29 protein-coding genes are annotated in these 25,495 nt (G+C 67.8%); 17 read left to right on the forward strand and 12 right to left on the reverse strand.

What is annotated here, in order from left to right:
• Positions 1-3: 3 nt before the first annotated feature.
• Positions 4-555: a ribosome maturation protein RimP gene (gene rimP, locus OKW87_RS11625; protein ID WP_265539676.1), complete on the reverse strand. Its 552-nt coding sequence runs from the start codon at positions 553-555 to the stop codon at positions 4-6.
• A 227-nt stretch (positions 556-782) separates the two neighbouring features.
• On the opposite strand from rimP, the gene OKW87_RS11630 reads away from it, so the two are divergent.
• Entirely contained in the window at positions 783-1,928 is a 1,146-nt protein-coding gene (locus OKW87_RS11630) for a PQQ-dependent sugar dehydrogenase (RefSeq protein WP_265539678.1), read from the forward strand.
• Positions 1,925-3,124 carry a PQQ-dependent sugar dehydrogenase gene (locus OKW87_RS11635; RefSeq protein ID WP_265539680.1) on the forward strand — a complete coding sequence of 400 codons (1,200 nt, stop codon included), beginning with the start codon at positions 1,925-1,927 and terminating at the stop codon, positions 3,122-3,124. Before OKW87_RS11630 ends, OKW87_RS11635 begins: the two co-directional genes overlap by 4 nt.
• Before the next feature lie 123 nt (positions 3,125-3,247).
• Here the strand turns inward: OKW87_RS11635 and OKW87_RS11640 are convergent, their stop codons facing one another.
• Complete coding sequence (locus tag OKW87_RS11640) at positions 3,248-3,622, reverse strand: PaaI family thioesterase (RefSeq protein ID WP_265539682.1); 375 nt, start codon at positions 3,620-3,622, stop codon at positions 3,248-3,250.
• On the reverse strand, positions 3,616-4,068 hold the full coding sequence (locus tag OKW87_RS11645) for a PaaI family thioesterase (RefSeq protein WP_265539684.1): 453 nt from the start codon (positions 4,066-4,068) through the stop codon (positions 3,616-3,618). Before OKW87_RS11645 ends, OKW87_RS11640 begins: the two co-directional genes overlap by 7 nt.
• A 104-nt stretch (positions 4,069-4,172) precedes the next feature.
• Here OKW87_RS11645 and OKW87_RS11650 point away from each other — a divergent pair, with 104 nt between their 5' ends.
• Positions 4,173-4,949, forward strand: a complete 777-nt coding sequence (locus OKW87_RS11650; protein WP_265539686.1) for a crotonase/enoyl-CoA hydratase family protein — start codon at positions 4,173-4,175, stop codon at positions 4,947-4,949.
• 67 nt (positions 4,950-5,016) lie between these two features.
• Entirely contained in the window at positions 5,017-6,210 is a 1,194-nt protein-coding gene (locus OKW87_RS11655; protein WP_265539688.1) for an acetyl-CoA C-acyltransferase, read from the forward strand.
• Position 6,211: 1 nt separating this feature from the next.
• Here the strand turns inward: OKW87_RS11655 and OKW87_RS11660 are convergent, their stop codons facing one another.
• The 3 genes from OKW87_RS11660 to tsaD are packed head-to-tail and all read right to left on the reverse strand — an operon-like array spanning position 6,212 to position 8,744.
• Positions 6,212-6,748 (reverse strand): DUF1697 domain-containing protein, encoded by a 537-nt coding sequence (locus OKW87_RS11660; protein ID WP_265539689.1) that lies wholly within the window; start codon positions 6,746-6,748, stop codon positions 6,212-6,214.
• On the reverse strand, positions 6,745-7,722 hold the full coding sequence (locus tag OKW87_RS11665) for an NAD(P)H-dependent glycerol-3-phosphate dehydrogenase (RefSeq protein WP_265539690.1): 978 nt from the start codon (positions 7,720-7,722) through the stop codon (positions 6,745-6,747). Before OKW87_RS11665 ends, OKW87_RS11660 begins: the two co-directional genes overlap by 4 nt.
• The gene (gene tsaD, locus OKW87_RS11670; protein WP_265539692.1) at positions 7,719-8,744 is read right to left on the reverse strand and encodes a tRNA (adenosine(37)-N6)-threonylcarbamoyltransferase complex transferase subunit TsaD; all 1,026 of its coding nucleotides are present in this window, start codon (positions 8,742-8,744) and stop codon (positions 7,719-7,721) included. The genes OKW87_RS11665 and tsaD overlap by 4 nt, the downstream gene beginning before the upstream one ends.
• Positions 8,745-8,781: 37 nt before the next feature.
• Between tsaD and hemC the strand changes: the two genes are divergently transcribed.
• The 6 genes from hemC to OKW87_RS11700 are packed head-to-tail and all read left to right on the forward strand — an operon-like array spanning position 8,782 to position 14,076.
• Complete coding sequence (gene hemC, locus OKW87_RS11675) at positions 8,782-9,696, forward strand: hydroxymethylbilane synthase (RefSeq protein WP_265539694.1); 915 nt, start codon at positions 8,782-8,784, stop codon at positions 9,694-9,696.
• 41 nt (positions 9,697-9,737) lie between these two features.
• A complete protein-coding gene (locus OKW87_RS11680; protein ID WP_265539696.1) occupies positions 9,738-10,367 on the forward strand; it encodes a uroporphyrinogen-III synthase in 630 nt (209 codons plus the stop codon).
• A 31-nt stretch (positions 10,368-10,398) separates the two neighbouring features.
• Positions 10,399-11,265 carry a hypothetical protein gene (locus OKW87_RS11685; protein WP_265539698.1) on the forward strand — a complete coding sequence of 289 codons (867 nt, stop codon included), beginning with the start codon at positions 10,399-10,401 and terminating at the stop codon, positions 11,263-11,265.
• Positions 11,266-11,276: 11 nt separating this feature from the next.
• Positions 11,277-12,461 carry an acyl-CoA dehydrogenase gene (locus OKW87_RS11690; RefSeq protein ID WP_265539700.1) on the forward strand — a complete coding sequence of 395 codons (1,185 nt, stop codon included), beginning with the start codon at positions 11,277-11,279 and terminating at the stop codon, positions 12,459-12,461.
• Positions 12,461-12,973, forward strand: a complete 513-nt coding sequence (locus OKW87_RS11695) for a GNAT family N-acetyltransferase (RefSeq protein ID WP_265539702.1) — start codon at positions 12,461-12,463, stop codon at positions 12,971-12,973. The genes OKW87_RS11690 and OKW87_RS11695 overlap by 1 nt, the downstream gene beginning before the upstream one ends.
• Positions 12,970-14,076 (forward strand): CaiB/BaiF CoA transferase family protein, encoded by a 1,107-nt coding sequence (locus tag OKW87_RS11700; RefSeq protein ID WP_265539704.1) that lies wholly within the window; start codon positions 12,970-12,972, stop codon positions 14,074-14,076. The genes OKW87_RS11695 and OKW87_RS11700 overlap by 4 nt, the downstream gene beginning before the upstream one ends.
• Here the strand turns inward: OKW87_RS11700 and OKW87_RS17480 are convergent.
• The 3 genes from OKW87_RS17480 to OKW87_RS11720 all read right to left on the reverse strand — a co-directional run bounded on the left by OKW87_RS17480 (position 14,073) and on the right by OKW87_RS11720 (position 15,980).
• Entirely contained in the window at positions 14,073-14,681 is a 609-nt protein-coding gene (locus OKW87_RS17480) for a methyl-accepting chemotaxis protein (protein ID WP_322740314.1), read from the reverse strand. The genes OKW87_RS11700 and OKW87_RS17480 overlap by 4 nt on opposite strands.
• A 68-nt stretch (positions 14,682-14,749) precedes the next feature.
• The gene (locus OKW87_RS11715) at positions 14,750-15,547 is read right to left on the reverse strand and encodes a DUF72 domain-containing protein (protein WP_265539706.1); all 798 of its coding nucleotides are present in this window, start codon (positions 15,545-15,547) and stop codon (positions 14,750-14,752) included.
• Positions 15,548-15,578: 31 nt separating this feature from the next.
• On the reverse strand, positions 15,579-15,980 hold the full coding sequence (locus OKW87_RS11720) for a DUF2147 domain-containing protein (protein ID WP_265539708.1): 402 nt from the start codon (positions 15,978-15,980) through the stop codon (positions 15,579-15,581).
• Between the two features lie 155 nt (positions 15,981-16,135).
• Between OKW87_RS11720 and OKW87_RS11725 the strand changes: the two genes are divergently transcribed.
• A complete protein-coding gene (locus OKW87_RS11725) occupies positions 16,136-16,459 on the forward strand; it encodes a DUF485 domain-containing protein (RefSeq protein ID WP_265539709.1) in 324 nt (107 codons plus the stop codon).
• Positions 16,456-18,156 carry a cation acetate symporter gene (locus tag OKW87_RS11730; RefSeq protein WP_265539710.1) on the forward strand — a complete coding sequence of 567 codons (1,701 nt, stop codon included), beginning with the start codon at positions 16,456-16,458 and terminating at the stop codon, positions 18,154-18,156. The genes OKW87_RS11725 and OKW87_RS11730 overlap by 4 nt, the downstream gene beginning before the upstream one ends.
• Positions 18,157-18,347: 191 nt before the next feature.
• Here the strand turns inward: OKW87_RS11730 and OKW87_RS11735 are convergent, their stop codons facing one another.
• The 3 genes from OKW87_RS11735 to OKW87_RS11745 are packed head-to-tail and all read right to left on the reverse strand — an operon-like array spanning position 18,348 to position 20,939.
• Complete coding sequence (locus OKW87_RS11735; RefSeq protein WP_265539712.1) at positions 18,348-19,220, reverse strand: amidohydrolase family protein; 873 nt, start codon at positions 19,218-19,220, stop codon at positions 18,348-18,350.
• On the reverse strand, positions 19,217-20,272 hold the full coding sequence (locus OKW87_RS11740; RefSeq protein WP_265539714.1) for a 4-oxalomesaconate tautomerase: 1,056 nt from the start codon (positions 20,270-20,272) through the stop codon (positions 19,217-19,219). Before OKW87_RS11740 ends, OKW87_RS11735 begins: the two co-directional genes overlap by 4 nt.
• Complete coding sequence (locus OKW87_RS11745) at positions 20,265-20,939, reverse strand: 4-carboxy-4-hydroxy-2-oxoadipate aldolase/oxaloacetate decarboxylase (protein WP_265539716.1); 675 nt, start codon at positions 20,937-20,939, stop codon at positions 20,265-20,267. Before OKW87_RS11745 ends, OKW87_RS11740 begins: the two co-directional genes overlap by 8 nt.
• A 100-nt stretch (positions 20,940-21,039) precedes the next feature.
• Here OKW87_RS11745 and OKW87_RS11750 point away from each other — a divergent pair, with 100 nt between their 5' ends.
• Genes OKW87_RS11750 through OKW87_RS11770 form a run of 5 tightly spaced genes read left to right on the forward strand, consistent with a single transcriptional unit; the run spans position 21,040 to position 25,493 of the window.
• A complete protein-coding gene (locus tag OKW87_RS11750) occupies positions 21,040-22,236 on the forward strand; it encodes a LysR family transcriptional regulator (protein WP_265539718.1) in 1,197 nt (398 codons plus the stop codon).
• A 54-nt stretch (positions 22,237-22,290) separates the two neighbouring features.
• Positions 22,291-23,145, forward strand: a complete 855-nt coding sequence (locus OKW87_RS11755; protein ID WP_265539720.1) for a DUF1932 domain-containing protein — start codon at positions 22,291-22,293, stop codon at positions 23,143-23,145.
• Positions 23,142-24,161, forward strand: coding sequence for an amidohydrolase family protein (locus tag OKW87_RS11760; protein WP_265539722.1), 1,020 nt, complete (start codon positions 23,142-23,144; stop codon positions 24,159-24,161). Before OKW87_RS11755 ends, OKW87_RS11760 begins: the two co-directional genes overlap by 4 nt.
• Positions 24,158-24,598 (forward strand): protocatechuate 4,5-dioxygenase subunit alpha, encoded by a 441-nt coding sequence (gene ligA, locus OKW87_RS11765; protein WP_265539724.1) that lies wholly within the window; start codon positions 24,158-24,160, stop codon positions 24,596-24,598. The genes OKW87_RS11760 and ligA overlap by 4 nt, the downstream gene beginning before the upstream one ends.
• A 1-nt stretch (position 24,599) precedes the next feature.
• Positions 24,600-25,493: a class III extradiol dioxygenase subunit beta gene (locus tag OKW87_RS11770; protein ID WP_265539726.1), complete on the forward strand. Its 894-nt coding sequence runs from the start codon at positions 24,600-24,602 to the stop codon at positions 25,491-25,493.
• Positions 25,494-25,495 lie beyond the last annotated feature (2 nt).

Consider the following 25,495-nt stretch of genomic DNA (forward strand, 5'->3'; position numbering starts at 1 on the left):
GACTTACCCTTCTACTTCGATTTCGATGATTTCGTCGGCGCCCTCGGTCGAGAGCGGCGCAGTGGCGGCGATCAATGCGTCGGTCATCACCAGTTTCGCGTCGGCGACCTGCGCGAACGGGATGGTGACGGCCTTATATTTGCGGACGTCGATGGTGATCCGGTCCCCCTCGACGCCTTCGAGAATTCCGGTGAGCTGCTTGCGATTGTCGGCAGTCGGCTCGGTCAGGTTGATGCGGGCTTCGTGGCCTTTCCAATCGTCGAAATCCTGCAGCCGAGTGAGCGGGCGATCGATGCCGGGCGAGCTGACCTCGAGCCGATAGGCATGGTCGATCGGATCGCGACCCTCCGCCTCCAGCGCGTCGAAGATATCGGAGATTCGGCGCGAGAGCTCGGCGCATTCGTCGATACCCAGCTGGCGGGTGTCGGGGCGTTCGGCCATCACCTGGAGCGTGGGATCGCTGACGCCGCCGAACATCTTGACGCGCACCAGAGCGAGCCCGAGGGCCTGCGCCTCGGGTTCGATCAGTTCGGTCAGTCGGGCGACGTCCGCCAACGAGTTTCTCCGGCAATCAGCTACGCGGCTTTCGCGACCGGAACCCTGCGGGACCGGCCTCGGCATGTTTGACGATGTCGAGAAAGCACCTGCGATATACGCATAAGGGCGCTGGGGGGCAAGTGCCGGTTGCGAGCGTCAGACATACCATCGATACGCGCCCCGTCTAAAGGGGGAGCCGTTTAGCCGGGCCGTGCGTTGCTGTGGAAACCAAAAAGGGTGAGAGAATGCCGAAGACCATACACATGCTTTTCCCGGCGGCCTTGCTTGCCGCATGCAATCCCCAGGGCGATGCGGTCGCGCAGGACAGCGCCCCGGCTACCTCGACGAGCGGGACGCCGTTCAGCGTGACGCCGGTCGCCGATTTCGATGCGCCCTGGGCAATGACCTTCCTGCCCGACGGGCGGATGCTGGTGACCGAGAAGGCCGGCACGCTGCTGCTGGTCTCGGCCGACGGGAAGACCAAGACACCGGTGAGCGGCATTCCTGCGGTATCGAGCGCCGGCCAGGGCGGATTGATGGACGTGGTGCTCCACCCGCAATTCGCCACCAACAGACAAGTCTATTTCAGCTTCTCCGAGGCGAATGCCCAGGGGCTGAAGGGCGTGGTGCTGGCGCGCGGGACGATGGCCGAGGGCGCTTCGCCTTCGCTACAGAATGTCCAGGTGATCTTCCGCGCCTCGCCTTATGTCGAGGGTGACGGGCATTATTCGGGCCGCATCGCGTTCGCGCCCGACGGCAAATTGTTCTTCACCAATGGCGAGCGGCAGAAGTTCGATCCGGCGCAGGATCCCAAGATGACGCTGGGCAAGGTGCTGCGGCTCAACGACGACGGCACCCCGGCTGCGGGCAATCCACTCGCGGCAAAGGGCTTCCACCCGGCGGTCTGGTCTTATGGCCACCGCAACCTGCTCGGCATCGCGTTCGACGCCTCGGGCAATCTGTGGGAACAGGAGATGGGGCCCAAGGGGGGCGACGAGGTCAATCTGATCCTGCCGGGCCGCAACTATGGCTATCCGATCGTCTCCGACGGCGATCATTATGACGGCCGCGACATCCCCAATCACGACACCCGTCCCGAGTTCGAGAAATATAAGGTCAACTGGACCCCGGTGATCTCCCCCGGCGGGTTGATGGCCTATTCGGGCAAGCTGTTCCCGCAGTGGAAGGGCGACCTGTTCATCGGCGGGCTTTCGAGCCAGGCGCTGATCCGGGTCGACGTCAACGGCACCAATGCCAGCAAGGGCGACCAATGGCCGATGGGCGGCCAGCGCATCCGCGAAGTCGAGGAAGGCCCCGACGGCGCGATCTGGGTGCTGGAGGATGGCGGCCGCGGCTCGCAGGGACGGCTGTTGAAGCTGATGCCCAAATGATTAGCGCGGGCCGCCTCGCCGGCGCTGTCGCCTTGCTCGCGCTTGCCGCGTGCGGAGGCGGCGGAGGCGGTGGGGGCGGCTCCGTCGTGACACCGACGCCGACGCCAAGTCCGACCCCTGCCCCGGCTCCTGCGCCAACCCCGACGCCGAGCCCTACCGCAACGCCGATCACGTCGGTTCGCAGCACCACCGTGGCGACCTTCGCCTCGCCCTGGGCGATGGTGTTCCTGCCCGACGGGCGGGCGTTGGTCACCGAGAAGGGTGGCGCATTGCGGCTCGTGACGCAGGCGGGGGCGGTCTCCGCCGCTCTGGGCGGGGTGCCCGCCGTCGCTGCGGGGGGCCAGGGCGGCTTGCTCGATGTGGCGCTGCACCCCGATTTCGCGACCAACCGGCTGGTCTATCTGAGTTTCGCCGAATCGGGGACCGGCGGCGCCGGGCTCGCAGTGGCGCGCGGCACGCTGGCCGAGGATGGCAGCCCGCGGCTGTCCGGCACCAGCGTGATCTGGCGGCAGACGCCCAAGGTTAGCGGCGCCAACCATTTCGGCGGGCGCATGGCGTTCGGGCCCACGGGACATCTGTTCGTGACGGCGGGCGAGCGCCAGCAGGGGTCGCCCGCGCAGGATCTGACCAAGACGCTGGGCAAGGTGGTCCGGCTCAACGCCGACGGCAGCGTGCCCGCGGACAATCCCTTCGTCGCCACCGCCGGAGCGCGGCCCGAAATCTGGTCCTTTGGCCACCGCAATCCCTATGGCCTGTTCTTCGACCAGGTGGGGCGGCTGTGGGAGAATGAGATGGGCCCCGAGGGCGGCGACGAGTTCAACCTGATCGCGCGCGGCGGCAATTATGGCTGGCCCAACGCCTCGAATGGCCAGGATTATGGCGGCGGCAATATCCCCGATCATGCGGCGGGCGACGGGTTCGTCGCGCCGCTCGCCTGGTGGACGCCGGTGATCGCGCCGGGGGGCATGATCCTGTATTCGGGCACGCTGTTCGCGCCGTGGCAGGGCGATGCGATCCTTGCCGGGCTGGTGAGCGGCGGGCTGGTACGGGTGCGCTTCAGCGCGACGAGTGCCGCGGAAGTGCAGCGGATCGGGCTGGGGCAGCGGATCCGCGAAGTCGAGCAGGGGCCCGATGGGGCGATCTGGGTGCTCGAGGATGGCGCGGCCGGGCGGTTGCGGCGGCTGGTGCCGAATTAGGGACTTTTCCCCAAGTCCGTCATTCCGGCGAAAGCCGGAATCCAGGGTCAGGGTGGACTGGCCGGGCAGAGTGACCCTGGATCCCGGCTTTCGCCGGGATGACGACGGTGGAAGGGCCGGTCCCTATCGCACGATCAGATAGTTCATCCGTGCCGCGGCGATCGGGCGATCGGGCTCGTCCTGCCAGGCGATCGCCTCGACATTGGCGACGCGGTTCCCGAGGCGGGTGACGGTGCCGCGGGCGCGGGTGGGCTTTTCGCGGCCGCCGCGCATGTAATCGACGGTCAAGTTGATCGGCTTGACCCGGCCGCCGCCTTCGGCCTCCAACGCCTGGACCAGCGCGCCGACCGCCGCCATTTCAAGCAGCCCGCCGATCGCGCCGCCGTGCAGGAAGCCGGGGCGCCCGACGACATCGTTGCCGAAGGGCATGACGTACGTGGGCGCGGTCTCGCCCGGCTCGACGCTGAGGCCGAGGAGCTTCGCATAAGGAATCACCAATAGCCCTCCGCCGCCATGAAGGTGCCGGCGACATGCGCGAGCGGATCGGCCGGATCGCCGTCATGCGCCTGGCCGCGCACGAAGGCGATCGAGCGGGTGATGCGATAGCATTCGCCGCGGCCGATCACGCTGCTGCCCGGGCGTGCGGGGCGCAGATAGTCGATCCGCAGATCGAGGGTGGCGTGCGGCTTGAAGCTATCGAGCTTGCGCCAGACGCCGACGCTGGTGGCCATATCCATCAGCGCGAGGATAGGGCCCGAGGCGAGCACGCCGGAGGCCTCGTCGCCGATCAGTTCGGGACGATAGGGAAGTTCGAGTTCGGCCCAATCGTCGCCATGGTCGCGGTGGAGGATGCCGAGCGTGCCGCCATGGCCATAGCGGAAGCGCGCGTCGAACAAGGGCCGCGGATCGAAGCCGCGCGAGGGCCTGGGGTCGCTTTCGCTCATCGCGGCGCCCTAGCCTGCCGCCTGCGGGCGCGCAAACCGAGTCGGAGCGCCATGGAAGCGGCGCGGCATTGGGCCTAGCCTGGTACGCAACGAGGAGAGTGGCAATGGACGAGCGGGTGAAGATAGAGGTGGAAGGCGGGGTGGCCGACGTGCGGCTGGCGCGGCCGGACAAGCTCAATGCGCTGGATCCGGCGATGTTCGCCGCGATCATCGAGGCGATCGCGACGCTTGAGGCGACGGCCGGGCTGCGCGCGGTGGTGCTTTCGGGCGACGGGCGCGGCTTTTGCGCGGGGCTCGACATGGCGAGCATGGCCAGCGTCGGTGCAGGGGTGGACGTGGCGTCGCGGGCGCACGGCATCGCCAATGATTTCCAGCAGGTCGCCTGGGGCTGGCGGATGCTGAAGGTGCCGGTGATCGCCACGGTGCACGGGGTGGCGTTCGGTGGCGGACTGCAGATTGCCAGCGGGGCGGACGTGCGGATCGCGGCGCCAGGCACGCGGCTTTCGGTGATGGAGCTGAAATGGGGGATCGTGCCCGACATGGCCGGCTTTGCGCTGTGGCGGGGGACGGTGCGCGACGATGTGCTGCGCGAGCTGACCTACACCGCGCGCGAGTTCGACGCGGCGGAGGCAGTGGGGCTCGGCTTCGTCACGCGCATCGCCGAGGATCCGCGTGGCGAGGCGATGGCGCTGGCGCGGGCGATTGCGGGGCGCAACCCGGAGGCGGTTCGCGCGGCAAAGCGGCTCGCCAATCTGGAGGGCGAAGCCGAAGCGATCCTGATGGCCGAGAGCGCCGAGCAAGTGGCGCTGCTGCGCACGCCCAACCAGATCGAGGCGGTAATGGCGAGCATGCATAAGCGCGCGCCGGTCTTTACCGACTGAATCTTGCAATCGGAGGTAGCTGCTCTAGACCGAGCCCCATACCCGAAGCTCGAAAGGCTGCCCAAAGATGCGCGAAGCCGCTATCGTTTCAACTGCCCGCACCGGGATCGGCAAGGCCAAGCGCGGCTATTTCAGCGACACTGAAGCACCGCTGCTCGCGGCGCATGTGATGAACGCCGCCGTGGCGCGCGCGGGGATCGATCCGGCGCGGATCGACGACGTCTTCTACGGCATGGGCAACCAGTGGGGGACGCAAGGCGGCAATATGGCGCGGCATGCGCTGTTCGCGGCGGGAATCCCGCACAGCGTCCCCGCCTTCAGCCTGGACCGGAAATGCGGATCGGGGCTGACGGCGATTGCCCTGGCCGCGCGGTCGATCATGACCGACGAAGTGGATGTGGCGCTGGCGGGAGGCATGGAATCGATCTCGCTGACGATGCAGAATGCGCCGCGCTATGTGAACCAATCGGTGATCGGGCCGGTGCCGACCGCTTATATGCCGATGATCGAGACCGCCGAAGTGGTGGCGGAACGCTATGGCATCAGCCGCGAGGCGCAGGACGCGTTCGCCGCGACGAGCCAGCAGCGCGCGGCGGCGGGGCTCGCGCGCGGCGCCTTCGACGCGGAGATTGCACCGATCACGGTGGAGAAGGCGTTGTTCGACAAGGCCGGCGCGCGGATCGGCAGCGAGACGGTGACGGTCACGCAGGATGAGGGGATCCGCCCGGGCACCAGCGTCGAAGGGCTCGCCGCGCTCAAGCCGGTGTGGAAGGACGGCGCATTCGTGCAGGAAGGCCGCAATGTCACCGCGGGCAATGCCAGCCAGCTTTCGGACGGTGCGGCGGCCCAGATATTGATGGATCGCGCGACCGCCGAGGCGGAGGGGCTGCCGATCCTGGGAATCTATCGCGGTTTCCAGGTGGCGGGGTGCGAGCCCGACGAGATGGGGATCGGGCCGGTGTTCGCCATCCCCAAGCTGCTGCGCCGCGCGGGGCTCGAGGTCGGCGATATCGGGCTGTGGGAGATCAACGAGGCGTTCGCCAGCCAGTGCCTCTATTGCCGCGACAGGCTGGGGATCGATCCCGATCTGCTCAACGTCAATGGCGGGGCGATCGCGATCGGCCACCCCTTCGGGATGAGCGGGAGCAGGATGGCGGGACATGCGCTGATCGAGGGACGGCGGCGCGGGGTGCGTTTCGTAGTGGTCTCGATGTGCACCGCGGGCGGCATGGGCGCGGCAGGGCTGTTCGAGCTGGTTTGATTCAGTCGGCGAGCATCGCCGCGAGCTTTTGGACCGTGTTCCAGTTCCGCGCGGTCGCGACCGCCGGCAATCTGGCTTTGGCCATCGCCTGGAGCAGCTTCGACTCGCGCATGCCCTGCTGGCTGCGGAAATCCATGTAAAGCTCGCGATCGATCGCATGGAGGCGCTCGGGGCCGGGGTGGAGGCTGGCGAGCCGTTCCAGCGCGTCCGGGGAAAAGGGATGGCGATGGAAGGTGACGAGGAAGTGGCTGGGATGATCGAGCGCCGCTTCGGGCCAGGGGTTGGCGGCGAGGACTGCCGCGAGCTCGGCGCGATCGCGTACCAGGACATCGGTCTTCAGGCCGTGTTGCTCCAGCGCAGTCTCCAGCATCGCCTCGATCTCGGGCGCGGGCCGGTCGCTGTCGAAGACGAGATTGCCCGAGGCGAGCAAGGTCTGGACGCGGGTGAAGCCGAGACCTTCGGCCAACCCCTTGAGCTCGGCCATGATCAGGCGGCGCCCGCCGAGATTGACCCCGCGGAGCAACGCCGCGCGCCTCACCGCGCCTCTTCGCGCAACGGGCGGCTGAGCAGGGCTTCGATCACCGATGACACCGGCTTGCCCGCGAGCAAGGCGCACACGGCGTCGCAGACCGGCATCTCGATCCCGACATCGGCGGCGGCCTGCTGAAGGACGGGGGCGGTGAAGGCGCCTTCCGCGACCGTCTTGCGATCGGCCATCAGCGCGGCGGCGCTTTTGCCCTGGCCGAGGCCGACGCCGAGCGAGAAGTTGCGCGAGGCGGTGGACGAGCAGGTCAGGACCAGGTCGCCCAGCCCCGACAGGCCGGTGAGCGTCTCCGCCTGCGCGCCGCGGGCGAGGCCGAAGCGAGTCATTTCGGCAAAGCCGCGCGCGATCAATGCGGCGCGGGCATTCTGGCCGAGCCCGGCGCCCTCGACGACGCCGCAGGCGATGGCGAGGACATTCTTGACCGCGCCGCCAATCTCGGCGCCGACGACGTCGGCCGAGCCATAGGTGCGGAAGGCGGGGCCGGCGAGGCGTTCGGACAGGCGGGTGCGCAGATCTTCGTCGTCGCAGGCGAGGGTGACCGCGGTGGGCTGGCCGCGGGCGACTTCGTGCGCGAAAGTGGGGCCCGAGAGGACGGCGATCGGCGCGCTGGGCTGGGCCTGGTGCGCGACTTCGCCGACGAGCAATTTGCTGCCGGCCTCGATCCCCTTGGCGCACAGCACGAGCGGAGTGGCGCCGGGATCGAGGGCGGCCAGGACAGCGCGAACATGCTGGGCGGGAGCGACGACCAGCAGCGCATCGAGCCCGCTGAGGTCGGCGAGATCGCCGGTGGCGCGGATCGAGGGATCGAGCGAGATGCCGGCAAGGAACTGGCGGTTTTCGTGGGCGGCGTTGATGCTCTCGACCACTTCGGGCTCGCGCGCCCACAGCGTGACGGGCTGGCCGCTGCGCGCCGCCACCTGCGCCAAGGCAGTACCCCAGGCGCCGCCGCCGATCACGCCCAGCCTCATGCCTTCACTCCTGCGCCGCGCACCTTCTCCGCGCCCGGATCGAGCGGCCAGCGCGGGCGGGCCGGGAAATCGAGCGGATCGGTGAGCCCGAGCGCGAGCCGCTCGGCGCCGGCCCAGCCGATCATCGCTGCATTGTCGGTGCACAGCCAGAGCGGCGGGGCGACGAAGCGCAGGCCAAACTCGGCGGCGAGCGATTCGAGCGCCGCGCGGACGCTCTGGTTCGCGGCGACGCCGCCCGCGACGACCAGAGCGGTCGGCTGGACCGACTGGAGCGCGCGGCGGGTGCGATCGATCAGGCAATCGATCACCGCCTGCTGGAAGGAGGCGGCGAGATCGGACGCGCTATGGTCGCCGACTGCGCGAGCGACCGCGCTCTTGAGCCCGGCGAAAGAGAAATGCGGTTCGGCCGAGCCGACCAACGGGCGGGGAAGCGGGACGGCCCTGGGATTGCCCAATGCCGCCGCCGCCTCGACCGCGGGGCCGCCGGGGAAGCCCAGGCCGAGCAGCTTGGCAGTCTTGTCGAACGCCTCGCCCGCGGCATCGTCGATCGTGGTGGCGAGACGGCGATAGCGCCCGGCGCCCTCGACCAGCAGCAGCTGGCAATGGCCGCCCGAGACGAGCAGCAGCAGATAGGGGAAGGCCAGATCGGGATCGATGAGGCGCGGCGAGAGCGCATGGCCCTCGAGATGGTTGACCGCGACCAGCGGCTTGCCCGCGGCGAGCGCCAGCGCCTTGCCGGTGACGAGCCCGACCATCACCCCGCCGATCAAGCCGGGGCCGGCGGTGGCGGCGATGGCGTCGACTTCGGAGAGGGTGACCCCGGCTTCATCGAGCGCGGCTTCGATCAATGGCGCCAATATTTCGACATGCGCGCGCGCCGCGATTTCGGGGACGACGCCGCCGAACGGGCGGTGCGCGGCTTCCTGTCCGGCAAGTTTATGGGCCAAAATGACGCGATCGCTGGTGACAAGCGCCGCCGCGGTCTCGTCGCAGCTTGATTCGATGCCTAGGATCAGCGCCATTGCGTTCAATTAGTCGCACGGGGCATTAGCACAAGTCATGGCTCGCTTTCGCATCGGATCCCGCGGTTCGCCGCTCGCTCTCACCCAGGCAGCAATGGTGCGCGACGCGCTGGCCGCCGCGCATGAAGTTGCGCCAGACGACTATGAGATCGTCACGATCCGCACCACCGGCGACAAGGTGCAGGATCGCCCGCTTGCCGAGATCGGCGGCAAGGCCTTGTGGACCAAGGAACTGGACCGGGCGCTGCTGGCCGGCGAGATCGACTGCGCGGTGCATTCGATGAAGGATGTCGAGACCGAGCGCCCCGAGGCGATCCGGATCGCGGCGATGCTGCCGCGCGCCGACGTGCGCGATCGGCTGGTCGGCGCCGATTCGATCGAATCGCTGCGGCAGGGTGCGCTGGTGGGAACGAGCTCGCCGCGGCGGGCGGCGCAGGTGCGGAAGATCCGTCCCGATCTGGAAGTCATCTTCTTTCGCGGCAATGTCGACACCCGGCTGACCAAGCTGGCGGCGGGCGAAGTCGATGCGACCTTGCTGGCGGCGGCGGGGCTCGAGCGGCTCGGGCGGCATGACGTCGGCACCCCCATCGGCATCAATGTGATGCTGCCGGCGCCGGCGCAGGGCGCGGTGGGGATCGAGTGCCGGGCGAGCGATTCGCATGCGCTGGCGCTGCTGGAGGCGATCGACGATCCGCAGACGCATGCCTGCGTGCGGGCGGAGCGCGGCGTACTGGCGGCGATCGGGGCGGATTGCCATTCGCCGGTGGCGGCGCTGGCGACGATCGAGGGCGCGATCATGACGCTGCGGGCCGAATTGCTGTCCGAGGATGGCGCTTCGCACGTTTATGCGCAGGAAGCGGGGGCGCCGACCGATCCCGTGCTGTCGATCGCGGTGGCGCGCGATCTGCTGCTGCGCGCGCCGCCCGAGATACGGCGGCTGTTCGGCGGGTGACACGTGCGATTGCCGTGCTCCGCCCCGAGCCGGGCAACCGCGTGACCGCAGCAGCGATCGAGGCGCGGGGGCGAACCGCGATCCGATTGCCCTTGTTCGAGGCCAGACCGGTGGCGTGGGAGAGTCCCGATCCGGCGCGATTCGATGCGCTGCTGCTGACCAGCGCCAATGCGCTGCGCCACGGCGGGGCGGGGCTCGCGTCGCTTCGCGAACTCCCGGTCTTTGCGGTTGGCGCAGTGACTGCGGAGGCGGCGCGAAGGGCCGGGTTCGAGATGGCCGAGATCGGGGACGACGGGGCGACGGGGCTGGTTGCGCGCGCGGAGGCAGCGGGCCTGCGACGGGCGCTGCACCTGGCGGGGCGCGAACGCACGCTGGAGGCGGGCGGGATCGTGGCCGAAGTCATCACCGTCTATGCCAGCGAGGCGCTGGCGGTGACGCACGAGGCGGTGCGACGACTCGCGGGATCGGTGGTGCTGGTACAGTCGGCGCGGGCCGGGGCGCGGCTGGCCGAGCTGGTCGATGCGGCGGGCCTCGATCGCGGCGGGATCGCATTGGTTGCGATCAGCGCCGCCGCCGCCGCTACGGCAGGGCCCGGCTGGGCGCAGATCCACGCCCCCGCCGACATGCGCGGCGAGGCGTTGATCGACGCCGCAATCGCGCTCGCCGATTGACCCCGCGGGCGGGGCGGCGAATAAGGGGCGGATGAGCGACGAGACCCTCGCGCCCGAGCCGGCTGGTCCTGGTTTCCGGACGAACTATCTGATCGGCGGATTGGCCTTTCTGGGCGGCATTGCCGTGGCCGCAGGCGCATTCCAGCTGGTGGGCGATCAGCCTCCCGCGGCAGTGCCAGCACCCGCGCCGAGCGTGTCTGCACCGCAGGCGCCGCCGACCGTCGCCCCTGCGCTACCCGCAAGCACGGACATCGCCACGCTAAGCGCGCGCGAGCAGGAACTGGCGGCGCGGCTCGACGCACTGCAGTTGCGGTTGCGCGAGGTCGATCGGAGCGCGCGCGCGGCCTCCACCTATGCGACCCGCGCCGAGAAGATGATGATCGCGGTCGCGGTGCGCCGCTCGATCGAGCGCGGACTGCCCTTGGGCCCGCTCGAGCCGCAACTGCGCCAGGCATTCGGCGAGGGCCATGGCGACGCGGTCGCCGCAGTTCTACGCGGCGCGGCCGAGCCGGTGACGATCGAGGATCTGCGGCTGGCGCTCGACACGATCGCGCCGCGACTGGTGAGCGATCCCAATGACAGCCTGTGGGGAAGCGTGCGGCGGCAGCTGGGCGACCTGATCGTGCTGCGCCAGGCCGATTCGCCGAGCCCGCGCGCCGCCGATCGCCTGCGCCGCGCGCGCCGCACGCTCGACGAGGGCCAGGTCGAAGCCGCGCTGGCCGAAGTCGCGCACTTGCCCGGCGCGGCGAGTGCCGAAAGCTGGGTTGCCGCCGCGCGGCGCTATATCAGCGCGCGCGACGGGCTGATCGAGATCGAGCGCGCTGCGATCGAAGCCGTGCCGGCAACCCCGCCGCCGGCGGCACCCCCCATAGTCGAGCCGGCACCGGCCGGCACCTGAAGGACGGAAAAATGGCAGAGATGGGCCGGTTCGACTGGCAGGATCCGTTCGCGCTCGACGCGCAACTGACCGACGAGGAGCGGATGGTGCAGGGCGCCGCGCGCGATTATGCGCAGGGCGAATTGCTGCCGCGCGTCACCCGCGCCTTCCTCGACGAGGATTTCGACCGCGCGATCATGCGCGAGATGGGCGCGCTGGGGCTGCTCGGCGCGACGATTCCCGAGGAATATGGCGGCGCCGGGCTCGGCTATGTCGCCTACGGGCTGGTCGCGCGCGAAGTGGAGCGGGTCGATTCGGGCTATCGCTCGGCGATGAGCGTGCAGAGCTCGCTCGTCATGTATCCGATCCACGCATACGGCACCGAGGAACAGCGGCGGAAATATCTGCCCGGGCTGGCATCGGGCGAGCTGGTCGGCTGCTTCGGGTTGACCGAGCCCGATGCGGGGTCCGATCCTGGCGGCATGCGCACCCGCGCCGAGAAGACCGCGGACGGCTATCGGCTGACCGGCGCGAAGATGTGGATCACCAATTCGCCGATCGCCGACGTCTTCGTCGTCTGGGCGAAGTCCGATCATCATGGCGGCGCGATCAAGGGATTCGTGCTGGAGAGGGGCATGGCCGGACTTTCGGCGCCCAAGATCGAAGGCAAATTGAGCCTGCGCGCGTCGGTGACCGGCGAGATCGTGATGGAAGGCGTCGAAGTCGGCGAGGAGGCGCTGCTGCCCGAGGTACAGGGATTGAAGGGGCCGTTCGGCTGCCTCAACCGCGCGCGTTACGGCATCGCCTGGGGCACGATGGGCGCGGCGGAGGCCTGCATGCACGCGGCACGGCAATATACGCTCGATCGTGCGCAGTTCGGCCGGCCGCTGGCCGCGACCCAGCTGGTCCAGATGAAGCTTGCCAATATGGAGACGGAGATCGCGCTCGGCCTGCAGGCGGCGTTGCGTTGCGGGCGGATGTTCGACGAGGGCACGCTCGCGCCGGAAGCGATCAGCATCATCAAGCGCAACAATTGCGGCAAGGCGCTCGATATCGCCCGGATCGCGCGCGACATGCATGGCGGCAACGGCATTTCGGCCGAATTCCATGTGCTGCGCCATGCGATCAACTTGGAGACGGTCAACACCTATGAGGGCACGCACGACGTGCATGGGCTGATCCTGGGGCGGGCGATCACCGGGATCGCCGCATTCTGATGGAGCTGCAGCCGACCCTCGAAGGCGAACTGGTCAGGATCCGGCCGACGGTGCCCGAGGATTGGGACGCCTTATTCGCGGTCGCCGCCGATCCGCTGATCTGGGAAGTGCATCCGGCGAACGACCGCTGGCAGGAGCCGGTGTTTCGCCGCTATTTCGAGGATGCGCTGGCGAGCGGCGGCGGCGTGACGATCGTCGACAAGGCCAGCGACGCGGTGATCGGCGCGAGCCGCTATGCCTTTCCGGACGCCGCGCGCGACGAAGTCGAGATCGGCTGGACCTTCATCGCCCGGGCCTATTGGGGCGGCAGCTATAATCGCGAGATCAAGCGGCTGATGCTCGATCATATCCACCGCTTCGTCGGCGGCGCGATCTTCGTGGTGGGCAAGGACAATATCCGTTCGCGGCGGGCGATGGAGAAGATCGGCGGGGTGCTGCAGAAAGGCCGCACCGAGCGCGGCGACGGCAGCACCCCGCCGGACCATGTCTATTATCTGATCCGCAGGCCATGAAGCCGCTTGCCGGGATCAAGGTCGTCGAGCTGGCGCGGATCCTGGCGGGGCCCTGGTGCGGGCAGTTGTTGGCCGATCTGGGCGCGGAGGTGATCAAGGTCGAGCGGCCCGGTGCGGGCGACGACACCCGCCATTGGGGCCCGCCCTTCCTGCACGATGCCGAGGGGACGAACCGCGACGCCGCTTATTTCCACGCCTGCAACCGCGGCAAATCGGGCCGCGCGATCGACATCGCCACTGGCGAGGGGCAGGCCGAAGTGCGCGCGCTGATCGCGGATGCCGATGTCGTGATCGAGAATTACAAAGTGGGCGGGCTGGTCAAATATGGCCTCGATCCGGCCAGCCTGCGCGCGGCCTTTCCGCGGCTGATCCTCTGCTCGATCACCGGCTTCGGTCAGACCGGACCCTATGCCGGCCGTGCGGGCTATGATTTCATCATCCAGGGAATGGGCGGGGCGATGTCGCTGACCGGCGAGCCCGATGGCGCGCCGCAGAAATCGGGCGTCGCCTATGCCGATATCTTCACCGGCGTCTATTCGGCGGTGGCGATCCTCGCGGCGCTGCGACGCCGTGACGTCAGCGGCGAGGGCGCACATATCGACATGGCGCTGCTCGACACGCAGGTGGGGGTGCTCGCCAACCAGGCGCTCAACTGGATGGCCTCGGGCATCGTGCCGCACCGGATGGGCAACGGCCACGCCAATCTCGTCCCCTACCAGGCCTTTGCGACCTGCGACGGCGAGTTGATCGTCGCGGTGGGCAACGATTCGCAGTTCCGCAAGCTTTGCGCGGTGCTCGGCCTCGATCTGGCGGAGGATACACGCTTCGCGACCAATCCGGCGCGGGTGGGCAATCGCAGGGCGCTGATCCCGATGCTCGCCGAGGTGATCGGGGCCTGGGCGAAGGCCGACCTGTACGAGGCGCTGGAGGCGGTGGGGGTGCCAGCGGGGCCGATAAACGCAGTCGACGACGTATTCGCCGACCCGCAGGTAATCGCGCGCGGAATGCGGATCGAGCGCGAGGGGCTTCCGGGGCTTGCCAGCCCGATCGTGATCGACGGCGAGCGCATGGTGTCAAACCGCGCCAGTCCGCGGCGGACTTAGCTCGCGTTCACGAGTTGCGCGGCGCGCTCGGTCGCGGCCTTGGTGTCTCTGGCGAGCTTCTTCACTTCGCCCGCCACAACCGCGAAACGGCGTCCGGCCTCGCCGGCCCGCGCCGCCTCGATCTCGGCATTGAGCGCGAGCAGGTTGATGCGGCTGGCGATCGACTGGATAGAGGCGACGATCGTGCCGAGCTGCTGCATCGCCTCCGCCTCGCGGTTGCGGGGCGCGGTGATATCGGTGGCGATCTTGATGATCTTGACCACCGCATCGCCGCCCAGCACCGGCGCATAGGTCGCCTGCATCCAGATCAGCCCGCCGTCGCGGCGGACCCGGCGGCATTCGCTCGATTGATAAATGCGCTGGCCGAGATCATGCCAGAAAGCGCGATAGGCAGGGCTGGCGGCATATTCGGCCTCGCACAGCATGCGATGCGGGTGGCCGATCAGCTCTTGCTCGGTGTAGCCCGTCGCATCCTGGAAATTCTGGTTGGCGCGCAGGAAGGTGCCGCTCGCATCGAACTCGGCGACCAGCAGCGACTGCTCGATCGCATCCAGCTTGCATCGCTGCTCGGCTGCGAATGCAGCTTGTTGGCTAAGGGATGACACGAGTGTGTAACGCGCCGTTCACCCAAATCGTTTCGCTCGCATTTCGATCTATTTGTGTAACATCTGTTTCAGTCGAGCCGCCGGATCAGTTCCTGGGCGGCGGCAGGCGCGTGGACCTTTCCGCCGTGGATGAAGAAGAGGAAGGTTTCGCGGGGAACCCTGGGCGCGCTGTCGTCGCCGACATAGGGCAGACCCTCGGGCAGGCCGCCTGCCGACCAGGCTTTCGCAGCCTCGGTCCAGCGCGGGAAATCGGCTTCGGGGTAGCAAAGGGGATTATCGTCCTCGCCCGCCTCGAGCCGGGCATAGACGAAGTCGCCGGTCACGTCGGCGATGGCGGGGTAGCTGGGCGAATCCGCGTAGACGATCGCGACCCCCGCCTTGCGGCACATCGCGACGAATTCGGGCACCGCGAAGCTTTCGTGGCGGACCTGGATCGCGTGGCGCAGCTTCACGCCGGCATGGCTGGCGGGCAGCAGATCGATGAATGCCTGGAAATCCTGCGGCTCGAACTTCTTGGTCGCCATGAACTGCCAGAAGATCGGGCCGAGCTTGTCGCCGAGCTCGACCAGACCCTGGCCGACGAAGCGCTGCACCGATTCGCCCGCATCGGCGAGCAGCTTGCGATTGGTGACGAAGCGCGAGCCCTTCACCGTGAAGACGAAGCCCTCCGGCGCGGTGGCGGCCCAGCCGGCGAAGCTGGCGGGCTTGAAGGTGGAATAATAGGTGCCGTTGATCTCGATCGCGCCGAGCGCACGGGTGGCGAACTCGAGCTCCTTCTTCTGGCTAAGCCCTTCCGGATAGAAGGTCCCGCGCCACGGCGCAAAGGTCCAGCCGCCGATGCCGATTCGTATGGGTGCCTGGCTCATGGCGCGGGCTTAGCCGATCGCGGGGCGCGGGTCAGTCCGGAATGCGCGTCCAAAGCTGCGACTTGCAGCCGATCCCGAGGAACAGGCAACCCCGGCCGACCAGCCGATCCGCGTCAAGCCGCGTGACCGTGCCCGAGAAAGTCTGGTCGATATCGGGGACATAGACCTTCCCCTTCCACACACCCGGCTTCACTTCGCGCATGTCGCGGAAGATCTGAGTGCCGATCAACTTCGCGCCGCTGCCGCGCCGCGTATCGGCGATGGCCTTCTCGCTGGCCCAGACGACCTTGCCGCACAGCAAGTCGTCGCAATCCTCGAAGCGCACATGAACCGAATTGCCGGGATTGCGCCACACATCCTCGGGCGCACCGACAGCCCCGATCAGCATGGGCAGAACGATTGCGGCGAGCAGGACGGCGCGAGATCGGTTCATCGGATACTCCGGGGAAATCGGCGGGGCCGCGCAAATGAAGCAGCGCGGTGCGGCGAAATCGTGGCGGGTGACGCGGCATCGCCGCCGCAAGCGCATGGACTTGCGAACGATTGGCAATAGGGTAAGCGCGACGCCAAATCAGGGAGAGAATCGGCATGAACGAGCGCGACGGCGGCGACGAACGCCTGCATCGGATTGCCGAGGACCCCCGCTACCAGGCGCTGGTGCGACTCCGCAGCCGGATTTCCTGGACAATGAGTGCGATCGTGGTCGCCATCTTCTTCGGCTATATGCTGCTTGTCGCTTTTGCGGGTTCGTTCCTGGGAACGCCGATCGGGGCGATGACGACGACGATCGGCATTCCGATCGGACTGTTCGTCATTCTTTCGGGAATCGCCCTCACCGGAATCTACGTCGCCATCGCCAACCGCCGCTTCGACATCGATGCGACTGCGCTGCTCAAGGATCATGGCGAATGAGTCGCTTGCTTGCCTTCATCGTCTGCCTGCTCGGCCTGATCACCGCGCCTGGTGTCGCGCATGCCGCGGATGGCACGCGATCGGCGGTGAACGTGCCCGCGATCGTCACCTTCGCCATCTTCATAGCGATCACGCTGAGCATCACCTGGTGGGCCGCGCGCAGGACCAAGACCACCGCCGATTTCTATTCGGCAGGCGGCGGGATCACCGGGCGGCAGAATGGCCTGGCGATCGCCGGCGATTATATGTCGGCCGCATCGTTCCTGGGCATATCCGCGCTGATCTTCGCCGACGGGTATGACGGACTGATCTATTCCACCGGCTTCCTGGTCGGCTGGCCGATCATCCTGTTCCTGCTCGCCGAGCGGTTGCGCAATCTGGGGCGCTATACCTTTGCCGATGCCGCGGCGTTCCGCTTCGGCCAGGCGCCGGTGCGGCTCTCCTCCACGTTCAGCTCGCTGACCGTGATCCTGTTCTACCTGATCGCGCAGATGGTCGGCGCGGGGCAGCTGATCCAATTGCTGTTCGGCATCCCCTATATGTATGCGGTCGGCTCGGTCGGGCTGGCGATGACGGTCTACGTCCTGTTCGGCGGGATGATCGCGACGACCTGGGTCCAGATCATCAAGGCGGTGCTGCTGCTCGGCTGCGCGACCTTCATGACGCTGGCGGTGCTCTACAATGTCGGCTTCTCGCTCGACGCCTTGTTCGCGCAGGCGGTGGCGGTGAAGGCATCGCTCGCGCGCGCGGGCGGCGCGGACGAGGCGAGCGCGGCGCAATCGGCGCTGGGCATCCTGGCGCCCGGCGGCTTCATCAAAGACCCGGCCTCGGCGGTTTCGCTCGGCATGGCATTGATGTTCGGCACCGCGGGGCTGCCGCATATCCTGATGCGCTTCTTCACCGTGCCCGACGCCAAGACCGCGCGCACCTCGGTTTTGTGGGCGACCGGCTGGATCGGCTATTTCTATCTGCTCACCTTCGTGATCGGCTTCGGCGCGATCATCCTGGTGGGCGCGAACCCCGCCTTCTTCGACCCCGCCACCGGCGCGATGCTGGGCGGCAACAATATGGCGGCGATCCATCTGGCAGAAGCGGTGGGCGGCGACATCTTCATGGGCTTCGTCTCCGCCGTGGCGTTCGCGACGATCCTGGCGGTGGTCTCGGGCCTCACCCTGGCGGGGGCATCCACGATCAGCCACGATTTGTATGCGTCGGTGCTGCGCAAGGGGAAGCCCGATCCCCGCGCCGAGCTGCGGCTGTCGCGGATCACCGTGCTGGCGCTGGCAGTGCTGGCGGTGGTGCTGGGGATTGTCTTCGAGAAGCAGAATGTCGCCTTCATGGTCAGCCTGGCCTTTGCGGTGGCGGCGTCGAGCAACTTCCCGGCGCTGCTGCTGTCGATGCTGTGGAAGGATTGCACCACGCGCGGAGTCGCTATCGGCTCGGCGCTGGGGGCCTTGTCGGCGGTCGTGCTGACCGTGCTTTCGCCGACGATATGGGTGGCGCAGCTGGGCTATGCCGAGCCGATCTTCCCGATCGCTTCGCCCACCCTGATCTCGATGCCGCTGGGCTTCGTGGCGATCTGGCTGATTTCCTATTTCGACCGCAGCGATCGCGCGGCGCTCGACCGCGGCGGATATATCGCGCAGCGGGTGCGATCGGAGACCGGGATCGGGGCGACCAAGGCGTCGGACCACTGACGTGTCGGGGGAGTGCGCGCCTGCAAGGGCAGGCGCCGCGCTCGCCAGGCCCGCGAAGTCACTCCTAGCCTGAGGAAGCGAGGCGGCGCCTTCGCCGGGAAGGCGCCGCCTCGTACAAGCGCATCAGCCTTATTCGCTGATCGGGTGCGACCCAGGGGCTTGTCTGATTGGTCTCACCCGCAGCGGCCCGGTCAGCCTTCCGGCCAATAGAGCCGCATCGGATTATCGACGAGCAGCTTGCGCTGGAGCTCGGCGGCGACGGCGATGCGGGGGATGACGTCGACCAGCGTCCCGTCGTCGGGAATGCGATGCTCCATGTTCGGATGCGGCCAATCGGTGCCCCACAGTACGCGATCGGGATAGCGCTCGACCAGCGGCCGGATCACCTCGACGAAATCGTCGAACGGCGGGCCTTGGGGGGACAGGCGCTCGGCGCCCGAGACCTTGGTCCAGATCGTCGAATGGGTATCGAGGAGGTGCTGGAAGGCACTGATGTCCGCGCCGCCGGGGCCTTGGGCGATATCGGGGCGGCCGAGATGATCGACCACGACGATCGTCGGAATCGCTTCGAGGAACGGCACCAGCTCGTCAAGTAGATCGGCTTCGAAATAGACGACGACGTGCCAGCCGAGCGGGGCGATCTTCTTGGCGATTTCGAGGAATTTGTCCTTGGGGGCGTTGTCGACCAGCCGCTTGAGGAAATTGAAGCGCACCGCGCGGATTCCGCCCGCGTGCAGCCGCTCGAGCTCGGCGAGGTCGATATCCGGATCGACCACCGCGACGCCGCGTGCGAGACCGTTCGACTTCGCGATGCCCGCCAGCGTCGCCGCATTGTCGGTGCCGTGGCAGCTCGCCTGGACGATAACGTTACGCGCAAAGCCGAGCCGGTCGCGCAGCGCGAACAGCATTTCCGGGGTGGCGTCCTCGGGATGATATTTGGCCTTGGGGCTGAACGGAAACGCCGCCTCGGGCCCGAAGACATGGACGTGCGCGTCGACGGCGCCGGGCGGCGGGACGAAGCTGGGCTGGGTGGGCGTATCGACCCAGGTCTTGGTCCGGCTCATGCGAAGATCATCCCATCCATCAGTTTCCGGGCGGTGCGCAGCAAAGCGGCGCTGGTCACGGCGCCTGAATCGTCGGTTTCGAGCACGCAGCTCATCTCGCCGGTCGGATGCTCGACCGACAGCAGCTTGCGCTGGCTTTCCGGAACGTCCGCCACGTCGGCGGCGGGCGATCCCGGGATCAGGCACGCCGTCGCCACGCTCACCGCGCCGAGCACCCCGATCGTGGCATGGGCGCGGTGCGGAATGAAGCTGCGCACCGTCACCGCGCCGCCGTGGGCGGGCGGGGCGACCAGCATCATCTTGGGCACCGATTTGTCGGCGACGTCGCCTAAATTCATCATCGGCCCGGCAAGCAGCCGGATCGCCTCGATCCGCGCCTTGAGCGCGCTGTCGGCATCAAGGGTGTCACGATCCTCATAGCCGGTGGCGCCGACATCCGCGGCCTTGAACACCACGCACGGCATGCCGTTATCGATCAGCGTGCAGGCCACGCCTTCGATGACATCGACGGCATTGCCGGTGGGCAGAAGTGCGCCGCACGACGAGCCCGCAGTGTCACGAAATTCGAGCGGGATCGGCGCGGCGGTGCCGGGCACGCCGTCGATCGCGGCGTCGCCGGCATAGGTCGGCGCGCCCCCGGGGGTCTGGCAGGTGGCGATCGCGATCTGGCCTGTATTGACCATGTAGATCGCGACGCGGGTCTCCTCGCCAGGCGCCGCAATCAGCCCCCGCTCGATCGCGAAGGGTCCCACGCCGGCGAGCATATTGCCGCAATTCTGCGCGTCGGAGACGATCGCCTGATCGACGAAGACCTGGAGGAACAGATAGTCGACATCGACTCCGGGGCGATCGGATTTGGATACGACCGCCACCTTCGACGTCAGCGGATCGGCGCCGCCCATGCCGTCGATCTGGCGCGGATCGGGCGAACCCATCGTGCGCAGGAGGAAGGCATCGCGCGCTACGGTGTCTTGCGGCAGATCTTCGGCGAGGAAGAAGCCGCCCTTGGACGTGCCGCCGCGCATCCACATGCAGCGGATGCCGTCATTCATAGGTGAGGCCCAGATCGGCGAGCTTGCCGCGCATGTCGTAGATATCGAGTCCGAGCTCGCCCGCGGCGAGCCTGCGGCGCTTCGATTCCTCGGCGGCCTCGCGCGCCTGCGCCTTGGCGAGTACCGCAGCGGCATCGGCGCGTTTGACGACGCAGACGCCGTCATCGTCGGCGACGACCACGTCGCCCGGATCGATCGCCGCGCCGGCGCAGACGATCGGGACGTTGACCGATCCGAGCGTCGCCTTGATCGTGCCTTGCGCGAAGACGGCTTTCGACCAGACCGGGAAGTTCATCTGGGTGAGATCGCGGACGTCGCGGACGCCGGCGTCGATCACCAATCCGCGACAGCCGCGGGCGATCGCCGAAGTGGCGAGCAGGTCGCCGAAATAGCCGTCTTCGCAGGGGCTGGTCGGCGCAAGGACCAAGATGTCGCCCTCCTGCAATTGCTCGATCGCGACATGGATCATCCAATTGTCGCCCGGAGGCGCCGAGATCGTCACGGCCGATCCGGCGATGCGCGCGCCCGGATAGATGGGGCGCAACCGGCTGGCGAGCAGCCCGATCCGGCCCTGCGCTTCGTGGACGGTGGCGACGCCGGCGGCGGCCAGCCCGTCGATCACCGTGGCTTCGGCCCGAACCACGTTGCGGATCACTCGTCCCGACATGCATGCACTCCTTATGCGATGCGCTGCCCTAAGCGCGCGCGCGGCCGCGCCCCAATCGGAATTGCACTTTCGTGATAAGCTATTGCTATAGGTGTGTTCGATGCTGCGTCCCTTCGATCTCAATCTGCGCCACTTGCGCGCGCTGCCGGTGATCGCCGCGCAGGGCAGTATGAGCGGGGCCGCGCTTGCCGTGAACCTGTCGCAGCCGGCGCTCACCCAGGGGCTTGCGAAGCTGGAGCGCCAGCTCGGGATGGCGCTGTTCGATCGTCGCCGCGACGGGGTCTCGGCGACCGAGGCCGGGATGCTGATGGCCGACCGCGCAACCACGGCGATCGGGCATCTTGCGGCAGCGAGCCAGCGACGCGGCGTGCGTGGCTTTGCACGGCCGGAGGATCTGATGACCGCCAGCCAGCTCCACGCCTTTCTGGCGCTGGCCGATGCCGGCAGCTTCGTCGGCGCGGCGGCGGCAACCGGGCTGTCGCAGCCCGCGCTCCACCGCGCAGCGCGCGACCTCGAGCAGATCAGCGGCGTGGTCCTGGCCGAACGGCGCGGACGCGGCGTCGTGCTGACCGCCGCCGGACGGCGGCTTGCGCGCGGCATAAGGCTGGCGGCGCGCGAGATCGCGGCTGGGATCGCCGAGGTTTCGGGCGATGCGGAGACGGGCACGATCGCGATCGGGGCCATGCCGCTGTGCCGCGCGCTGATCCTGCCGCATGCCATCGCCGCCTTCGTCGCCGGCAGCCCTCGCGCGGTGATCGACGTCGCCGAGGGATCGTGGCGCGAACTGGTCGAGCCGCTGCGCGACGGGGTGATCGACCTGATGATCGGCGCGCTGCGCGACGAGGCGCCGCATGGACTGGAGCAGCGCGCTCTGTTCACCGATCGGCTGGCGGTGATCGGCCGCACGGGACATCCGCTCGCGGGCATGGCCAGGCCGACGCTCGAGGATCTCGCGCGATTTGGCTGGATCGTCGGGCAGGCCGATACACCGCTGCGCGGCCATTGGGAGGCACTGTTTGCCGGCCACAGGCTGGAAGCACCGATCGAGTGCGGATCGGTGATGGTGATCCGCGGGGTGCTGCGCGACAGCGACCTGCTGACTTTGCTCTCGCCCGATCAGGTCGCGCTGGAGGCGCGTAGCGGCGTGCTTGCGCAGATCGGGCCGCCGCTTGCGCAATGCGTGCGGACGATCGGGATCACCACGCGGATCGGCTGGCGGCCGACCGCGGCACAGCGGCGCTTCGTCGCATTGGTGGAGCGTGCGGTCACGGAAACCAGAATTCCGGAAAGCGAATAGCCGGCGCGCCATTGTGATTGGCGATGCGGAGTCGCGCTGGCCTAGGGGCCGGATATGGATGCCGCATTCGCCTTCATCGGGTTCGGAGAAGCCGGCGCTGCCTTTGCCGGCGGCGCAGCGGCGCGCGGCTATGATCGCAAGACCGACGATCGCGCGACGCGCGACGCCAAGCTGGTCGACTTCGATCGCGCCGGGGTTCGCGCCTGCGCCGATTCGGCCGAGGCGGTTGCCGGGATCGGCGCGGTGCTCAGCCTGGTGACCGCGGATCAGGCGCTCGCCGCGGCGCAAACCGCCGCACGACGGATCGCGCGTGGCACGCTTTGGTTCGACATGAACAGCGTTGCGCCCGACACCAAGCGCGCCGCAGCGGAAGCGATCGAGGCCGGCGGCGGGCGTTATGTCGATGTGGCGGTGATGGCGCCGGTCCATCCCAAGCGGCTGGCGGTGCCGCTGCTGATCGGCGGCCCGCATGCCGAGGAGGCCGCGGCATTCCTCGCGACGATCGGCTTCACCGACGTCACCCAAGTTTCCGGACCCGTAGGCCAGGCCTCGTCGATCAAGATGATCCGCTCGGTGATGGTCAAGGGGATCGAGGCGCTGACCGCCGAATGCTTCCTGGCCGCCGATGCCGCGGGCGTGGGCGAAGCCGTGCGCACATCGCTCGACGCGAGCTGGCCGGGCACCGATTGGGAGTCCAAGGCCGACTATAATCTCGATCGCATGATGGTCCATGGCCTGCGCCGCGCCGCCGAGATGGAGGAAGTCGTCAAGACGCTCGATTCGCTCGGGAGCGGATCGGCGATGACTCGCGGCACGATCGAGCGTCAGCGCGCGATCGGCGGTCTGGGACTGACACCGCAGGGCGATCTCGCCGCGAAACTCACTGCAATACGAGGCGCGACCTTATGATCATCGACTGCCACGGCCATTATACCACCGTGCCGCCCGCGCATTCCGAATGGCGCGAGGCGCAGAAGGCCGCGTTCAAGGCCGGCGAGGCGCCGCCGCCTTACCCGGATATCAGCGACGACGAGATCCGCGAGTCGCTGGAGGCCAACCAGATCCGGCTGATCCGCGAGCGCGGCGCCGACATGACGATCTTCAGCCCGCGCGCCTCGGCGATGGCGCCGCATGTCGGCGACGAGGCGATGGCGCTCGCCTGGGCGCGGGTGAACAACGATCTGATCAAACGCTGCGTCGATCTCTATCCCGACATCTTCGCCGGCGTGTGCATGCTGCCGCAGAACCCCAAAGCGGGGCTCGAAGGCTCGATCGCCGAGCTCGAGCGCTGCGTGACCGAGCTTGGCTTCATCGGCTGCAACCTCAATCCCGATCCGGGCGGCGGGCACTTCACCGCGCCGCCGCTCACCGATCGATACTGGTATCCGCTTTACGAGAAGATGGTCGAGCTCGACGTGCCGGCGATGATCCACGTCTCGGGCAGCTGCAACCCGGCGCTGCACGCCACCGGCGCCTATTATATCGCCGCCGACACGATCGCCTTCATGCAGCTGATCGAAGGTAATCTGTTCGCCGATTTCCCCAGCCTGCGCTTCATCATCCCGCATGGCGGCGGCGCGGTGCCCTATCATTGGGGCCGCTATCGCGGGCTGGCGGACATGCTCAAGCAGCCCGACCTGAGCGGGCATGTGATGAACAACGTCTATTTCGACACCTGCGTCTACCACCAGCCCGGCGTCGATCTGCTCGCCAAGGTGATCGACACCAAGAACATCCTGTTCGGCAGCGAGATGGTCGGCGCGGTGCGCGGGATCGATCCGCAGACCGGGCAGTATTTCGACGACACCAAACGCTATGTCGATGCGCTGCCGATCAGCGACGCGCAGCGCCACGCGATCTTCGAAGACAATGTCCGCCGCGTCTTCCCGCGGCTCGATGCAATCTTGAAGGAGAAAGGCCTGTGACCGGCCCGACCAACATCCACGAATATCTGGCGGCGTTCGACGATATCCCCGGCACCCGCGTGTTCACCGCCAAGCGGGCGCGGCAGGGCTATCAGCTCAACCAGTTCGCGATGAGCCTGATGAAGGCCGAGAATCGGGCGCGCTTCAAGGCCGACGAGCGCGCCTATCTCGTCGACTGGAACCTGACCGATGAACAGCGCGAGGCATTGCTGGCGCGCGACTATAACCGGCTGCTCGATCTGGGCGGCAACGTCTATTTCCTCGCCAAGGTCTTCTCGACCGACGGGCAGAGCTTCGCCCAGGCGGTGAGCACGATGACCGGCATGAGCTTCGAGGACTATACCGCGATGATGGTCGGCGGCGGGCGATCGCCCGAGGGCCAGCGCTCGATCAAGGCCAATGGCGCCGCCGGTGCCGATCCACTGGAGAGCAACTGACATGGCACGCATCACCGCCGGCGTGGCTTCCAGCCACGTTCCCCTGCTCGGCGTCGCGAGCGACCAGGGCAAGGACGAGGATTCCTATTTCCGCCCGATCTTCGCGGGCTACGACTGGACCCGCGCCTGGGAAGCCGCCGAGAAGCCCGATGTCGTGATCCTGGTCTATAACGACCATGCCTCGGCATTCGACATGAAGATCATCCCGACCTTCGCGATCGGCTGCGGCGAGCAGTACAAGCCCGCCGACGAAGGCTGGGGGCCGCGCCAGGTGCCCGACGTCGAGGGGCATCCCGACCTTGCCTGGCATATCGCCCAGAGCCTGATCCTCGACGAATTCGACATGACGATCATCAACGAGATGGACGTCGATCACGGGCTGACCGTTCCCTTGTCGATGATGTTTGGCAAGCCCGACACATGGCCGTGCAAGGTTATTCCGCTGGCGGTCAACGTCGTCACCTATCCGCCGCCCTCGGGCAATCGCTGCTGGGCTCTGGGCGAGGCGATCCGCAAGGCTGTGGAGAGCTTTCCCGAGGATCTCAACGTCCAGGTGTGGGGCACCGGGGGCATGAGCCACCAGCTCCAGGGTCCGCGCGCGGGGCTGATCAACCAGGAATGGGACAATCGCTTCCTCGACGGGCTGATTGGTTCGTCCGACGCGCTGCGCCGCATCCCGCATCTCGAATATCTCCGCGAGACCGGCTCGGAAGGCATCGAGATGGTGATGTGGCTGGTCATGCGCGGGGCGATGGGCACGAACACGCGGATGCTGCACCGCCATTATCATGTGCCCTGCAGCAATACCGCGATCGGGCATCTCGTGCTGCGGCCGGACAATGGCGAAGGGCTCGACATGACCGGCAGCGAGCCCGCCGCGATCGCTGCTGAATAATC

The sequence above is a fragment of the Sphingomonas sp. M1-B02 genome (assembly GCF_026167525.1).
Taxonomy (GTDB): domain Bacteria; phylum Pseudomonadota; class Alphaproteobacteria; order Sphingomonadales; family Sphingomonadaceae; genus Sphingomonas.